A 14,757-nucleotide genomic window follows, 5' to 3' on the forward strand; every position below is an offset into this window, starting at 1 on the left:
GTGACCGACGATCACGATGACCGCGAGTGTGACCTCTGTGGAGCGCGGATTCCGACAGCCGTCTACCACGAGCACCTGCTCAAGTCGTGTCCTGGCCGCTGATACTGGTCGGACAACGCGGTTCTGATATCGAGCGCCCGCAGCCGCTTACTTCTCCTCGACGTGGCGGATCTCGCAGGCGATCCCGCGCGTGCTCTCTGCCATCTCGCGGCCGAACATCTCGGCGCGACCGACGGCGAAGGCGTTCGGACCCTCGACGATCACCTCGTCGCCGACGCGGATGTCCTCGTCGGCGTCGACGACCCCCGGCGCGAGCACACTGCCGTGAGGGACGAAGCCATCGATCTCGACGTGCTTGACGGGCGCGTCGCTTGCAAGCCAGCGCTTGGCTCCCTCGAGCGTAAACGACAGCGTCCCGTACTGGGGCACCATCGTCGCGAGCTGGGTGTCCTCGTTGTCGCGGACCTGAATCTTGGGGTAGCGGCTCGTGGTTTGAATATCCGCGAAGAGGTCGTCGCCGGCGCCGTCACCGAGTAGGTAGTCGGCGATGGCGCGGACGGTGTTGTGTTCGCGCTCGCGCTTGGAGTATTTCAGCTCGCCCGACAGCGCCTCGGAAAGGTTCGCAAGCGATTCGTCGTCGGTCGGGTGTTCGGCGACGGTGTAGGTAATATCGAGGTCGAGTCGTTTCTCGACGCGCTCGACGATGTCGCGGTAGCCCTCGTCGGGGACGTGGGCGATGATTTTCGGGTACTCGTTGCGCTCGAGGTATCGCTGGAGGACTTCGGCCACGAATTGCTTCTCGTCTTCCGACCAGCGGCCCGTGACGACGGTGTCGTAGTGCTGGGCGGGGTATGTCGTCTCGAGTTCCTGCGGGACGACGCCGATGGGGCTGGTCATCGAGACGAGGTGGCCGCGCCACTGGATGACGTCGTGGAACTGGCGGTGGCTCTGGGACTCGCTGTAGGGCTTGGTGGCCGAACAGGGGACGAGCACGAGCGGGTTGTCGAACCGGTTGCGATACCGTGTCGTCACCCGATCGGCGAAGCGCTGGATTTCGACCCGGCGAAGCGTGTCCTCGGTCGCCGCGTTGATCTGGGCGTCCCGAAGAATGGGCGTGCGCTCCTCGAGATACCCCCACTGCGAGTCGAGTTCGCGCATGGCGGCGGTGAGCCACTGGTCGTGGCGGGCCTGGCCCTCGATATAGTCGCGGAGTCGGCCATCGCGGATCCGCCGCCGGACGATCGCCAGTTCCGACGCGAGGGCGTGTCGGTTGTGTTCGGCACAGTCTTCGCGGGTGAACTCCTCGCGCGGTTGCTGGCAGGCCGGACACGAACAGGGGAGTTCGTCGAGATCCTCGAGGAAGTACGCCTCGTCGGTCGTGAGATACCGACCTTCAGTCCCTTTGACGACTGCTGCAGTCTCATCGAACAGGTCGACCCCGGCGTAGGCCAACAGGGCGACGTTTCGCGGCGTCGCGACGCCGGAGAACAGCAACGCGGTGTCGGCGGGGATCGCCTCACGAGCGTCGACGACGGCTTCGACCAGCGCTGCGCCGTGGCCCATCACCGACTGGATGTCCGAGAGGGCGTATGCGTCCGTCCCGTGATCGTCGACGTGGTCGCTCGAGACGACGGCAACGCTCGGGTAGTCGACGTCGGGATACTCGACGGCAAAGGATTCCTGGACCTCCGGGGCGGTCCCGCCGGGAAACGCCCGGTGGGGAAGGACGGTCAGTGTCGACTCGTCTCCCTCGGGGACCTCGCGGGACTGGCTCCAGAGCGAGCCTGCATCCTCGAGGATGTCATCGACGAGGGCAGGCGTCGAACGGGGCGACGAGAGGCGGAGTTCGCCCACGCGCGCGGCCCCATCGCGCTCGTGCACTTCGAAATAGTCGGTCATACCCGATATGACCGGGGCGGGCGAAAGAGGTTGTCGATACCCCATGACTGGATTCGGACTGGCGAACCGTCATTTGTCACGACTGCCTTTTGCTTATTACTGAGCGAAATGACCAAGGAACAGTACAATACATTTGGGAAAATTAACCTTTATCACCTTTCAGTTTGATGCCCATCTATATGTCATCAGTATTGAAATCGATAGCGAACCTGCGATCGACAGACGGATTCAGGGCGTTTCTGGCCGTGTTCATGGTCGCAGTTGTCGGTGTCGCGACGATCGGACTCCCTGCCATCGTCGGCGGCCCGACGACAACCGTCGAGGCAGCAGAGCCCTCCCCGGAAGTCAAATCGTACGACTCGGTCGCACAGGCCGAATCGCAACTCGGCCCAGCCGATGACGTCTATCTCGGCGAGAACGGGAGTGCCGTCCTCCAGTACGATAGCGACTCTGCCGATGTCAACAAATTCGACATGGGCATGGACGTCAGCGAAGGACTGGTTCACCTGCTCGTCGTCGACGACGTCGAAAATCCAAGCGAGGAACTCGAGTCGATGAACGCTTCGGCGGTTCTCGACCAGCAGGGACTCTCCGGAAGCGGCTCCATGGTCATGGAGCGACCGGATGACCTCACGGATCTCTCCGTCGATGTCTCCGGTGAAGTTTCCGAGGACACGAACGAGTTCGACGCAGACCTGTCCGGAACGTTCGACAGCGAAAGCATGACCACCGGGACTGTCACCACGAGCGGTGAGTTCTCCGCTACTGCAGACCGCCTCGAGACGAGCGGTGACGTGTCCGTCGAGGGAGACAGCATGAGCGGGACACAAGACGTGTACGTCAATGCCGCCCTGACGGAGACAAAAGACGGCTACACGGTCGACGTCACCCAAGAACAGACTCTCTCCCAGTATACTGCCGGTCAGTGGGAGACGCGAGATCGCGCCAAGCAGACGCTTCAGGGCCAGTATGGGATGGTCGCGACAGCACTGGGCGGCACCAGTGAGATCGAGATCACGAGCTACGACTTCCAAGAGGGATCGAACGGTCAGTCCCAGCTCGACATCGAATACACCGTTACGTACACCGGAATCGACAGCGGGCTCGAAGAGCAACTGACCGAACAGCTGACGACCGATCAGTCGAACGACCTGACCCGCTCGGAAGCGGAGACCATCGCAACCAGCGTCACCGATGTCGAACTCGAGAACATCGAGTTCATGCTCGACGTGAGCGATGGATCGGCCGATGCCGAGTGGGACATCGAAATCGCGAATTACGACGAACTGACGTTTGCGATGTTCGATCTGATGGAAGCAGCCGATACGAGCGGGCAGTTCTCCGAGGAGCAACTCGAGAACGCACGAGCGTCCATCGAGGCCCAGCAGGCAGCGAACCTCGGGACGACGGTTACGTGGGACGGCTCGCTCGAGCAATCGACCAGTGACGTGACGTTCGATCTGACGGTCACGGGCGACACGCAAAACTGGGATGCCTACCTCGACGAACTCGAATCCCGTGGCATCGAGTCGCCAAACGACGTGACGTTCGATCTGACAGCCGAAACCAGTGGTGACGAACTCTCGATGAGCGGTGAGTTCGAGGTCGAGGCCGAGGACCTGGCCGGCCAGGCGATCAACAGTTGGACAGAGTCAATCCAGAACAGTCAGCCGTCGCCGACGATGTCCCCGGAAACGGAAGAGTTCGTGTCGGCACTCGACGAGTCTAACCTCGAGGTCGCAAGTATCGACGCCGGGCTCAAAGACGGCACGGTGCGCGTCGAAGCCGGAGCGGAATTCGAGAACATGAGCAAACTCACCGATACGGTCACCGATAGCATGTCTATCAGTGGAGTCACGACCGAGCAGAATGGTGAGACGACATCGCTGTACGTCTACGTCGACGATATGGGCGGGATCGACACTGCATCGGCGACGAAGGCGGATCTCGAACATCTCGACGTGGTCGGAGCGACGACGACCGTCCACCAAGCCGGCCAGTGGGACGCTGATCTCCCGCAGACGGATACCGAGACGATGAGCGAATTCCTCGAGACCCAACGCAACAAGCTGTCTAGTGACGAGACAGCCGACAACGAGACGGCCAACAACGAGACGACAGACGAGACCGACGACTCCGATAGCACACCCGGCTTCGGGTTCGGAGCGGGACTCGCATCGGTTGCAGGACTGCTGACGGCGCTCCTGCTCCGACGGCGACCGTAGTACGGCTCGCTAGTAGTAACAAGCTGTTCTTTTCACCGGCTGATACCGTCGCAGCCGCTGTTACCATCCTGTGCTAGCGGTCCGTGATGCTTCGACTGCGGAACGGAGCGTCTTGTTTTCGAACGAGACCATTATTACTCCGTTACCGTTCGTCAATTGGACCACACAGCCTTTGACATCTCTTGTTCAATATCTCGTATGGACGATCCGAACTCCGCTGTCGATTCCGAGAGAACGACAACTCGTCGAATAGTGCTAAGCGGCGTCGGGGCCGTCGGTCTCGCGAGCCTTGCTGGCTGCGCTGGGACCGGCGGTAATGACAATGGCAATGGCAATGGCAATGGAGCCGGATCCGAGTCCGTTCCCGACCCGATCTCGATCGACGAGGGAAAGGTGTGTGATAATTGTAGCATGATCATCGGGAACTATCTCGGACCCGCTGGCCAGTCTCATTACGAGGATCCAACAGCAGTTGAGGGGCTTGGCGAAGACCGTCCAGCACAGTTCTGCAGTTCACTCTGTACCTACAAGTTCACGTTCGGGCACGAGTCCGAACCCGTGGTCAGCTACCTGACGGACTATTCGACCGTTGAGTACGAAGTCGACGATAGCGCCGCTCAAACAACCATTTCACGCCATCTCGAGGCCGATGCGTTCGGTGACGTGACGGAACTCACGATGGTCGCAGGCAGTGATGTCAAGGGGGCGATGGGTGGTTCCATCGTTCCGTTCAGTGACGCCGATCAGGCTGACGAGTTCCAGTCCGAATACGGTGGCGATAGTTACGAGCACGACGAAATCACGCAGGAGCTGGTCAGTTCGATGATGTCCGGAGGGATGTGAGCGCGGTTGCTTGACCACGATCGATCGCGTTCGATTACCTGATCCTAAGACACTGTTCTGCTTTTGACACGGCTGTCGTCATTGATACAGCCTCCTGTCAAGCACACGACTCCTATCAGTCAGTGCCGGTGGGACCGCGACCTCCCTGCGGCCCACCGAGGAACTCGTTACAACAGACCGTATCAGTGTCAGTGCACCCGTAACCACCCTGTGGTCCTCCCCGGAGACCGTATGAACGTCGATGCACAGCGGATCACACGGCAGCTGTGTGATCGGTGTGAGGCTGTGTTCAGTCGTTACGATAGCATCGAGAACGCTGCGGTCGGCTCTGACGATCGACTAGCGGTTCAGGACCCACGTCGCGATCCCCAGCGACGTGGCCGTCCAGACGAGGAGGCTCACCAGACTTGCGATCGGTGAAGCGGCTGCCGGGCCGGTTCCTGATGCGACGATGATCGCACTCTCGAAGACGAGCCCCCGGTAGGCACTCAGCGGACTGAGCGCAAGCGCATACACGAGGCTGCCGTCGCCGATCGACCCTGCTGAAAACCCGTAGACGAGCGCCAGATCAAAGCCGACGAGCAAGACGACGAGCGCGACGACCGACAGCGCGATCGCGCTGCGTGTGCCACTGACCACTGCCGAGATCGCGATGGCAATGGCGAGGACCGTCAGCGCAAAGAGGATCGTCAGGACGACGAACCGACCGAACAGGATCGGCGAGTCGACGCCGGCGTGTGAGGCATAGAGGGTCCGTCCCTCTTCTTCGGCGACGAAGACCGTCAGTGCGGTGACGACAAGTGGGGCCACGATCGCAGTCAGCAGGCCGATCGCCCGGCCGACGTAGACGCCGAAGACGATCTCTCGACTCGAGACGGGATACGTCTTTAAAACGTCGAGTTCGCCACGTTCTGCGTCGCCGAGGATCGCGCGATAGCCAAAGGCGATCGCGACGACCGGGACGAGCAGTTCGAGTGGGGTAAGCAGATCGACCAGCGTCGGGACGTACCCACCGCGGACGCTCCCGCTGATCCAGCTAATTCCGAGCACGACGGCGGCGAAGGCGAGTCCGAGGATGAAAAACGTCCGCGTTCGGACGATCGTCCGGAGTTCCCGTCCGATGATCGTCTCGAGGATGTGTCTCGAGTCGGGAGCAGTCGGTTGCGAGCGATCGGTCTGCCCACCTTGCTGAGTCGCGGGCGTGTCACTCGGTGTGTTCAGACCACCGCTCATGCGTGATCACCCACGACCTGCACGGTATCGCGGTGGCCGCCGACGGCGTGTTCGTACACTTGTCGCAGGGTGTCCCCACCCACTCGAGCCCGAACATCGGCGATCGGACCCTGCTCGGCGACGCGACCGTCGGCGAGTATCAGCACGTCGTCGGCGACCTGCTCGACGAGTTCCAGGTCGTGAGAGCTCAACAGGACCGCGATCCCATCGTCGGCGAGGTCGGCGGCGACGTCGAAGACGTGCAGTCCCATACTCGGGTCGAGCCCACTGCCAGGCTCGTCTAGGATGACGATCGGCGGGTCACCGATCGTCGCCTGTGCGATACCGAGCAACCGGGTCATCCCGCCGGAGAGTGCCTCGACCGGTCGGCTGGCTGCGTTCTCGAGCCCGACTCGCTCGAGTTGGGCCATCGCGTCGGCCTCGTCGCCACCGACGAGTGACGCGTAGAACTGCAGCGTTTCGAGTGCGGTAAAGCCGGGTCGAAACGCCGGATGCTGGGGGAGATAGCCGATCTCCCGTGCGGTGTCCGGACCGTTGTAGGTAATTGTTCCTGCTGTCGGCTCGTGGAGGCCGGCGAGGTCGCGAATCAGCGTCGACTTGCCGGCTCCGTTCGGGCCGATCAGGGCCGTTACCCGGCCACGTTCGATGGTCACGGAGATGTCTCGGAGAACGGTGACCGTCCCGTAGTCGTGGTCGATACCGGTCGCTTCAAGAAGTGATGTCGTATCAGTCATTGTTCGTCGTCCGCGTCAGTTCGTAGCAGGTCCAGGCCTCGTCTTCCCACTCGGTCTGGGAAAGCAGGTCGGGGTTGTTCGGTTCGCAACTCGGTGCCCGGTCGACGACACTCCCGGTTCGCATCCCGGGGACCGACCCCTCGAGTCCAGCGAGGGCCTTGAGTGCGGGTGCTCGGGCGAGCGTCGGCGTCCCGTCGGTGCGGTGGAGTCGTTTATCCAGAGAGTCGGTCGGCGAGTACGACAGATCTGACTGATCGCCGCTGGCGATGCCAGCGGCCCCCTGCCAGTAGTTGCCATCGTCGCCGTGGCTCCAGATACGGAGCGGGCCGGACATCGCGGTGGCGTGTTCGTCGTTGCCGACGAAGTCGTTGCTGACGATGCGATTCGTCGGTAACATGGCGCTTGCCTCCGCGCCCACGTTGTTCCCCGCGATGACGTTGTATTCATAGATCGACGATGTCGAGCCGACGTGGAGTCCGAGATCGCTTCCTTCGACGATGTTATGTGCGACGTAGTTCGCGTTCCCGCCCGGGCTGAGGCCATATTTTGTGTCACGGACCGTGTTTCCGACGACAGCGTTTCGTTCTGGCCCAGTCATGATGACGATACCATTGCTTTCCTGTCCGCTGGCAGTATTATCGGCGATGAGACTGTCTCCCGTATACATCAGATGGACGCCGAGGTAGTTGCCCTCGAGCGTGTTCGAGCGGGCGATCGTCTCCGACGAACGATAGAGATAGATCCCGTTTCGTCCACCCGTGAACGTCGAGTTTTCGATGACACTCGGAGACTGGAACAGCAGGACACCGGCGAGGCCTTCCGTCGGATCGTCCGGAGCCGACACTGTCACGTTTCGGACGACGGCGTCTTCGCTTTCGTAGACGATGACGCCACTGGCGGGCGTGTCGATGCTGACGTTTTCGACGCGGAGGCCGGTGGCGTTATACGCCGAGATCCCAGCGTCGGTCCCGGCGTAGTACTGCAGGAAGGACGCGTCCCACGCTCTCTCGTCGATGTCGACGGGCAGGTCGCCGCCCTCGCGCGTCACGTTGCCGACACCGGTGATGTCGATCCCGTCGACTGCGATCGCCTCGCTGGTGACCGTGATGACCGAGCCGTTCCCGTCACCGCGAATCGTCGCGTTCCCCTCGCCGGCGAGCGTGATCGGCTGATCGATCTCGAGTTTCTCCTCGTATGTCCCCTCGGGAACGACGACCGTCGTGTTCGCCGGGGCCTGGTCGATCGCGTCTTGAACGGTGTCTGCGTCCTCGCCGACGACCACGGAGGTCGGTCGATCGAGGTGTGCGGACGTGTTTTCGACTCGTTTGTCAGCCTGTTGCCGGCGGTCGGTCACGCGGTCGCGGGCGACTTCCGCATCGTCACGCTCAAACGATTGCTCGAGGGTCGATTCCCAGTCGTGGACGGCGCCACCGTGCTCGTCAGCAAACGCCTGTGCATCCTCGCGGTCGGCAAAGGGGATGACGGTGTCACCGGCAGGGGTTTGCGCGTCACTCCCGATGACGAACCATGCCGTCTCGGCGTCGGTCCATCCGGGAGCGTCGTCAGTGACTGGGTAGCCGTTGTCGTTGAGTTCGATCCCGGTGTCACTGTAGTCCGAGACGTACACTGTCATCGGATAGCCAAACCGCTGTTCGTGTTCGGGTTGGCGCTGCTGATCGATGAACGTCTCAACGCCGTAATAGCCGACGACGTACTGATACTGTGAGTAAAATACCTGCGCACGTGGGAGGTCGACCTCGTCGCTGAGTGAGTACTCGGACTCAAGGGTGAGTCCGACGGTAACCGTATCGTCGAAGGTGGCGGGATCGGGCGAGGTCGATCCCACGTCGACGACGAACAGCCCGACAGCACCGAGCGCAACGACGAGGAGAAGACCCAAAAAGACGGTGCTAAGGGAGCGATCGATCACGGTCGCCAGTTCGATTTCACGGGAAATATATGATCTGGTCTATTCTTCGAACCGACTGTCAACGATGTTGATCGTCGCTACGCCGTCTCGAGATAGGTCGCCGTCGCGGACGTCTGCCCGCGGTTGAACGAGAGGATCTTGATCCGGATTACGTCCGTCACCGCACAGCTGTCAGGGACGTCCTCGACGAAGACGACGAACCCTTCGACCTTGCCGACCGCCCGCCGCTCGCCGGAGTGGTGATCGGTGAACTCGCGGATCGCGACCGTCTCGACGTCGCCGATGTCGACCGGCGGCTCGCGTTGCTGGGCTTCCCGGTGGCGTTTTCGGGACTGTCGTTCCTCGGCTGAGCCACCGCGGATGCGATTGAACAGCCACGAGCCAACCAACAGAACGACGAACGCGCCGACGGCGAGCGTTGCTGAACCTGGACCGAGCATATCCCAACCGGTCGGCGCCGCGCTATTCGGTGTTCCGATCCGAGACGCGTCGCACTATGTCGCGGTGAGATCGACGAGCGCCACGTCGTCGGGGACGCGCTCGAGAACGCTCGCAGGCCACCCGTCGTGGGCGAGCGTGATGTCGGTCTCCGGATGCATCTCGGCGAGTCGCGCAACGCCGTCGGCTGCGGCTGCGAGGGCGGCGCGATCAGTTCGCTCGGGGACTTCGGCGGTCAGCGGGTAGCTCTTCGAGAGCGCCCGCGGGAACGGGCCGAAGGGCGGTTCGACACGCCAGGAGTCGTCGTACTCGTCGCCACGCGGTGCATCGCCTTCCGTGAGCAACAGGCTGTCCGGAACGGACAGCCGCTCGAGGCGCTCGTGGTGGCGCACGACTTCTGGCCGACGTGCGCTCTCGTGAGACGTGTAGAAGAACGACCCCTTCGAGACGGGGTCCGAGTGCTCGAGTTGCGAGGCGTGATCGAGCAGGGTCCGATAGCCGTCGAGCATCGTCGGGTGGGCGCGAGCGCGCTGTTCGACGAGTTCCATGAGGTTGCCGGCGCGGATCGCCTGCTTGATTCGGCGGATCTCGGCGAACGTGACGTGGAGGTTGTGGGCGGCCAGCTCCGACTCGCGTTCGTCGTCTGGGAGTGCGCGGAGTTCGTCGGGCGAGTGGTCGGTACAGACAGCACACGAACAGGGGAAGTAGTCGATCTCCTCGAGGTGGCGGGTACCCCGAACCGTCAGGTAGCGGTCGTCGCGGGCGTAGAGCGCGTAAGCCGCCGAATCGAACAGGTCACAGCCCATCGCGACCGCGAGCGCGAACATCATGGGGTGGCCGGCACCGAACAGGTGGACGGGCGCGTCGGCCCCGAGCCCGCGTTTGGCGGCGGCGACGGCGTCGATCATGTCGTCGTAGCGGTAGTCGTTCATCAGTGGGACGACCGCGCCAACAGGGAAGACGTCGAGGTCGGTGCCCTCGGCGTGACGGCCCGCTCGCTCGCGGAGGTCGGGATACGTCGAACCCTGGACTGGCGCGCTAACGAGCATCTCGCCCGTGTCGACGTCTTCGGCGATTTCGAGACGCTCCTGAGTGGTCTCGAGTTCCCGTTCGGCCTGCTCGCGGGGCACGTCCGGCGGGGTTGGAATGTCGACGGGTGTCGCGATGTCGGAGCCGATCTCGTGTTGGAACTCGAGGATCTCCTCGGTTGTCACGGTGATCTCACCGTATTCGGAGAGTTGGAACGAGCCGGAATCAGTCATGATCGCGCCGGGGAAATCCAGCATGTCGTGGAGGCCCTCCTCGAGGGCGCGTTCCCGAAGGTCGTCGTCGCCGTTGATGATATAGGAGTTCGTAATGAGAATCTCGGCACCGAACTCGTCAGCGAGTCGGCGGGGACTGAGCGTGTCCAGATTGGGATTGATCACCGGCAATAGCGCCGGGGTTTCGACGGTGACGTCCGCACGGGGAACGGAGAGTTCACCGATGCGGCCGCCGGCGTCGAGATCCCGAACTTCGAAGCACTCGCGCATTGCCTGCCAGTTGGACCGTCGGACGTAAGACGTGACGGTTTTCGACCCGCTGGACTCGAGCCGCAAGAGAGCGACGTTCCAGCCGAGAACGTCGGCACGCGGGGAGACGAAGGCGCTTTACGCGCTGGCCCGCTTGCGTCTCCTAATGAGTAAACCCACGCCCGACGTCTACGAGCAGGGCAAGGGCATGGACGCCCACAATCAGGTCATGCGCGAGATCCGCTCGCGCAAGGAGGCCAGCTACGATCCCCACGAGCCGACCCGCGTCTGGCTTGACGAGGACAACACCCCCGACGGCGTCAAAACCAGTCTAACAATCATTCTCAACACCGGCGGCTGCCGATGGGCCCGCGCTGGCGGCTGTACGATGTGTGGCTACGTCGCCGAAAGCGTCGACGGCGGCAGCGTCTCCCACGAAGCGCTGATGGACCAGATCGACGTCTGTCTCGAGCACGAAGCCGAAAATGGAGACGAGTCCGCCGAGCTCATCAAGATCTACACCTCCGGCTCGTTCTTAGACGAGCGCGAGGTCGGCGCGGAGAGCCGGCGGGCGATCGCCGACACCTTCGCCGACCGCGACCGCATGGTCGTCGAATCGCTCCCTGATTTCGTCGACCGCGAGAAGATCGCCGACTTCACCCAGCACGGGCTCGACACCGACGTCGCGATCGGCCTCGAGACGGCCACCGACCGGGTGCGCCACGATTGCGTGAACAAGTACTTCGACTTCACGGACTTCGAGGACGCCTGTGCGGAGGCCGCGGCCGCCGACGATGTGGCGGGCGACGACGCCGAGGCCGGGATCAAGGCCTATCTGTTGATGAAGCCGCCGTTCCTCACCGAGTCCGAAGCCGTCGCGGACATGATCTCGTCGATCGAACGCTGTGCCGACGTCGACGGCTGTCATACCGTCTCGATGAACCCGTGTAACGTCCAGCGCTACACGATGGTCGACGAACTCTACTTCAACGACGGCTACCGGCCGCCATGGCTCTGGTCGGTCGCCCACGTCTTGGAGGAGACGGCCGACGTCGACGCCATCGTCGTCTCGGACCCGGTCGGCCACGGCTCCGATCGGGGCCCGCACAACTGTGGCGAGTGCGACGACCTCGTCCAGAAAGCGATCAAGGACTTCGACCTGCGACAGGACCCGTCGGTCTTCGAGCAGGTGTCCTGTGAGTGTGAACTGACCTGGGAGACCGTCATGGAGCGCGAGCGGAGCTTCAACCAGCCGCTGACTCGCTAACTCGCTACCGGCACACGGCAGTCGACGGGCCCACGTACTTCCTGCCCGGTCGATTACTGGTAGCCATGGAACGCCCGTCGCTGTGGAACTACGTCGACGAACTCGAGCCCACGCTGTTGATCCTTGTCGGATTCGTCCTGTTCATTTTCCCTGAGCCCGCGACCTCCGCGTTCGGCGCGGGGCTCATCCTCCTCGGCGCGAGCTGGTGGTTCTACGAGTGGGGTCGCTAGCGTTGCTGCGAGTCGAATCGTCGATAGCCGTCTCGAGCCGTCACAAAAGAGCCGCTACAGGTGTCAACTGTCGCGTTAGGCCGACTCGAAGCCGCGGAGAACACCCTGGCCGTCGGTCGAGCCGACGTCGGGAAGGGTCACACGTTCGGGGTGGGGCATCAACACCGCGACGGAGTCGCGGTCGCCGAGGATGCCGGCGATGTCGTGTTTCGAGCCGTTCGGGTTCGCGTCCGGTCCCGTCTCGCCGTTTTCGTCGCAGTATCGGAAGAGCACGCGATCATCGTCCTCGAGTTCGGCCAGGCGATCGTCGGCGATCTCGTAGCGCCCCTCGCCGTGGGCGATCGGGACTTCGATGACCTCTCCCTCGTCGTAGGCGGCCGTCCAGGGCGTATCGTCGCGCTCGACGCGCAGGTAGACGTGTTCACACTGGAAGCGGGCGCTCTCGTTGGTCGTAAACGCGCCCTCGGTGAGGTCGGACTCGCAGCCGATCTGGGCACCGTTGCAGACGCCGAGGACGGGCACGCCGTCGGCCGCAGCCTCGCGGACCTCGGCCATGATCGGGGAGCGAGCCGCCATCGCTCCGCCGCGGAGGTAGTCGCCGTAGGAGAACCCGCCGGGAAGCACGATCCCCGTCGTCTCCTCAGGGAGGCCATCCTCGTGCCAGACGATTTCGGCGTCGATATCGAGATGCTCGAGGGCGCGTTCGGCGTCGCGGTCGCAGTTCGAGCCGCCAAAGCGGATGATCGAAACCGTCACAGTCGACACCCCGCGGTGTTGCGACCGACGGTTTCGATCAGTGTGATTGCGACGGTCATTTACTGTTCGGCGACCTCCACGTCGTAGTCGTGGATGGTCGGGTTCGCCAGCAGCCGTTCGGCCATCTCGTCGGCACGCTCGCGCGCGTCGTCCGCGGAGTCGGCCTCGAGGTCGACTTCGAAGCGGTCGGCCGAGCGCAGCGCCTCGAGTTCGAAGCCGAGCCGCTCTAAGGCTCGCTTCGTCGTCTCGGCCTCGGGGTCCAGCACGCCATGTTTGAGTCGAACCGTCACCGTCGCGGTGTAGGCGGTCATTACCTGATACCCCGTAACCGTGCTCAAAAACGCTTTCGCCTTGGCTCCGTAATGCACGTTCGTGGATACTGGTGCTCGGACACCGGTGTGGGGCCGGTCTCTGTCTTGCGAGCCAGTCGACGGCCAGCCAACGGATCGCGCCGATCGTCGCCGCCCGCTCGGCGGCGTTCGATGCCGATCTGACCGCTGGACGGCGACCTCGTTGTCTTGGTTCGGGTCGTAATCGATCGTCTGACGGGAGAATGCGGGCGTTTCTCACTCGTCTCGACGGAAAGCAGGACTTTTAGCCGTTCGTGGACTGTGATCCGTCGTGATGAACCGAGATTCGCTCGAGCGGAGGTGGCAGCGTTGACGACCGACGTAACCGAAATCACGGTAATCGGAGACGACGATACCGGGCTTATTGCCCGCGTGACGAGCCTCCTGTTCGAGCGCGGGGTCAATATCGAAGACCTCGATCAGGCGGTTCGCGACGGCGTCTTCCGGATGTATCTGGCCGTCGACACCTCGGAGATGGTCTGTACCGAGGACACGCTTCGATCGGACCTCCACGACCTCGGTGACGATCTCGGACTCGACGTGCAGGTCCGATTCCCCGCCGACCGCGAGCACCAGCAGATCGCCGTCCTCGTCACGAAAGAGAGCCACTGTCTCGAGGCGCTGTTCGAGGCCTGGGCTAACGACAACCTCGGTGCGGACATCGGCGTGGTCATCGGCAACCACGACGACCTCCAGCCGCTTGCCGAACACTACGACGTGCCCTTCCACGATATCGGCAACGAGAACGGCCAACAAAACGAGGACGAACTCCTCGCGCTCCTCGAGGAGTACGACGTCGACCTGATCGTCCTCGCGCGGTACATGCGTATTCTCAGTCCTAACGTGGTCTTCCGCTACGAGGATCGTATCATCAACGTCCACCCCTCCCTGCTGCCGGCGTTCCCCGGCGCGGAAGCCTACCGGCAGGCGATCGAGGAAGGCGTGCGGGTCGCCGGCGTCACCGCCCACTACGTCACGACCGATCTCGATCAGGGGCCGATCATTACCCAGCGCGCGTTCGACGTCCCCGACGACGCCGATCTCGATGAGATGAAACGCCGTGGCCAGCCACTAGAGGCCGACGCCTTGCTCGAGGCCGTCCAGCTTCACTTAAACGGCGATGTATCAGTCCACCGCGGTCGAACCTCGGTTCGGGAAAACGGCACCGAGTATCAGCTCGGTCTCCCCGACGAACTCGAGGAGTTCACGCCTGACCGACCGATCGACGGGATCGGCAGTGCGGTTGCTGAGGATCACTGATACGGTCTGCTATCACCGGTTACCGGCGCACCCGCATGACGGATCGCGGGTGCGCCGGCACCTACTGACAGGAGTCTGTCT

13 protein-coding genes are annotated in these 14,757 nt (G+C 62.9%); 5 read left to right on the plus strand and 8 right to left on the minus strand.

Features of this window, described 5'->3' with window-relative positions:
- Positions 1–147: 147 nt before the first annotated feature.
- Positions 148–1,899: an archaeosine synthase subunit alpha gene (arcS, locus tag ACERI1_RS00570; protein WP_373616073.1), complete on the minus strand. Its 1,752-nt coding sequence runs from the start codon at positions 1,897–1,899 to the stop codon at positions 148–150.
- Between the two features lie 179 nt (positions 1,900–2,078).
- On the opposite strand from arcS, the gene ACERI1_RS00575 reads away from it, so the two are divergent.
- Positions 2,079–4,124: a hypothetical protein gene (locus ACERI1_RS00575; protein ID WP_373616074.1), complete on the plus strand. Its 2,046-nt coding sequence runs from the start codon at positions 2,079–2,081 to the stop codon at positions 4,122–4,124.
- A gap of 198 nt (positions 4,125–4,322) precedes the next feature.
- The gene (locus ACERI1_RS00580) at positions 4,323–4,967 is read left to right on the plus strand and encodes a nitrous oxide reductase accessory protein NosL (protein ID WP_373616075.1); all 645 of its coding nucleotides are present in this window, start codon (positions 4,323–4,325) and stop codon (positions 4,965–4,967) included.
- A 339-nt stretch (positions 4,968–5,306) separates the two neighbouring features.
- Here ACERI1_RS00580 and ACERI1_RS00585 read toward each other — a convergent pair whose 3' ends face one another.
- The 5 genes from ACERI1_RS00585 to tgtA all read right to left on the minus strand — a co-directional run bounded on the left by ACERI1_RS00585 (position 5,307) and on the right by tgtA (position 10,834).
- Positions 5,307–6,200, minus strand: a complete 894-nt coding sequence (locus ACERI1_RS00585) for an ABC transporter permease (RefSeq protein ID WP_373616076.1) — start codon at positions 6,198–6,200, stop codon at positions 5,307–5,309.
- On the minus strand, positions 6,197–6,934 hold the full coding sequence (locus tag ACERI1_RS00590; RefSeq protein WP_373616077.1) for an ABC transporter ATP-binding protein: 738 nt from the start codon (positions 6,932–6,934) through the stop codon (positions 6,197–6,199). The genes ACERI1_RS00585 and ACERI1_RS00590 overlap by 4 nt, the downstream gene beginning before the upstream one ends.
- Positions 6,927–8,864 (minus strand): NosD domain-containing protein, encoded by a 1,938-nt coding sequence (locus tag ACERI1_RS00595; RefSeq protein WP_373616079.1) that lies wholly within the window; start codon positions 8,862–8,864, stop codon positions 6,927–6,929. Before ACERI1_RS00595 ends, ACERI1_RS00590 begins: the two co-directional genes overlap by 8 nt.
- 77 nt (positions 8,865–8,941) lie before the next feature.
- A complete protein-coding gene (locus tag ACERI1_RS00600; protein ID WP_373616080.1) occupies positions 8,942–9,304 on the minus strand; it encodes a TRAM domain-containing protein in 363 nt (120 codons plus the stop codon).
- Between the two features lie 54 nt (positions 9,305–9,358).
- Positions 9,359–10,834, minus strand: a complete 1,476-nt coding sequence (gene tgtA, locus ACERI1_RS00605; protein ID WP_373616081.1) for a tRNA guanosine(15) transglycosylase TgtA — start codon at positions 10,832–10,834, stop codon at positions 9,359–9,361.
- A gap of 145 nt (positions 10,835–10,979) precedes the next feature.
- On the opposite strand from tgtA, the gene ACERI1_RS00610 reads away from it, so the two are divergent.
- Together ACERI1_RS00610 and ACERI1_RS00615 are read left to right on the plus strand one after the other, a co-directional pair.
- A complete protein-coding gene (locus tag ACERI1_RS00610) occupies positions 10,980–12,080 on the plus strand; it encodes an archaeosine biosynthesis radical SAM protein RaSEA (protein ID WP_373616082.1) in 1,101 nt (366 codons plus the stop codon).
- Positions 12,081–12,145: 65 nt separating this feature from the next.
- Positions 12,146–12,310, plus strand: coding sequence for a hypothetical protein (locus tag ACERI1_RS00615; RefSeq protein WP_373616083.1), 165 nt, complete (start codon positions 12,146–12,148; stop codon positions 12,308–12,310).
- Positions 12,311–12,385: 75 nt separating this feature from the next.
- Here ACERI1_RS00615 and purQ read toward each other — a convergent pair whose 3' ends face one another.
- Both purQ and purS read right to left on the minus strand, forming a co-directional pair.
- A complete protein-coding gene (gene purQ, locus ACERI1_RS00620; protein ID WP_373616084.1) occupies positions 12,386–13,066 on the minus strand; it encodes a phosphoribosylformylglycinamidine synthase I in 681 nt (226 codons plus the stop codon).
- Positions 13,067–13,125: 59 nt separating this feature from the next.
- Positions 13,126–13,377, minus strand: coding sequence for a phosphoribosylformylglycinamidine synthase subunit PurS (gene purS / locus ACERI1_RS00625; RefSeq protein WP_373616085.1), 252 nt, complete (start codon positions 13,375–13,377; stop codon positions 13,126–13,128).
- A 339-nt stretch (positions 13,378–13,716) separates the two neighbouring features.
- Here purS and ACERI1_RS00630 point away from each other — a divergent pair, with 339 nt between their 5' ends.
- Positions 13,717–14,676 (plus strand): formyltetrahydrofolate deformylase, encoded by a 960-nt coding sequence (locus ACERI1_RS00630; RefSeq protein WP_373616086.1) that lies wholly within the window; start codon positions 13,717–13,719, stop codon positions 14,674–14,676.
- Positions 14,677–14,757 lie beyond the last annotated feature (81 nt).

This window comes from Natrinema sp. HArc-T2 (genome assembly GCF_041821085.1).
GTDB lineage: Archaea > Halobacteriota > Halobacteria > Halobacteriales > Natrialbaceae > Natrinema.

Bases quoted from the DNA above. Each gene is read 5' to 3' on its own strand.
- arcS (WP_373616073.1), bottom strand. From the start codon at position 1,899: ATGACCGACTATTTCGAAGTGCACGAGCGCGATGGGGCCGCGCGCGTG.
- ACERI1_RS00575 (WP_373616074.1), top strand. From the start codon at position 2,079: ATGTCATCAGTATTGAAATCGATAGCGAACCTGCGATCGACAGACGGA.
- ACERI1_RS00580 (WP_373616075.1), top strand. From the start codon at position 4,323: ATGGACGATCCGAACTCCGCTGTCGATTCCGAGAGAACGACAACTCGT.
- ACERI1_RS00585 (WP_373616076.1), bottom strand. From the start codon at position 6,200: ATGAGCGGTGGTCTGAACACACCGAGTGACACGCCCGCGACTCAGCAA.
- ACERI1_RS00590 (WP_373616077.1), bottom strand. From the start codon at position 6,934: ATGACTGATACGACATCACTTCTTGAAGCGACCGGTATCGACCACGAC.
- ACERI1_RS00600 (WP_373616080.1), bottom strand. From the start codon at position 9,304: ATGCTCGGTCCAGGTTCAGCAACGCTCGCCGTCGGCGCGTTCGTCGTT.
- tgtA (WP_373616081.1), bottom strand. From the start codon at position 10,834: ATGCGCGAGTGCTTCGAAGTTCGGGATCTCGACGCCGGCGGCCGCATC.
- ACERI1_RS00610 (WP_373616082.1), top strand. From the start codon at position 10,980: ATGAGTAAACCCACGCCCGACGTCTACGAGCAGGGCAAGGGCATGGAC.
- ACERI1_RS00615 (WP_373616083.1), top strand. From the start codon at position 12,146: ATGGAACGCCCGTCGCTGTGGAACTACGTCGACGAACTCGAGCCCACG.
- purS (WP_373616085.1), bottom strand. From the start codon at position 13,377: ATGACCGCCTACACCGCGACGGTGACGGTTCGACTCAAACATGGCGTG.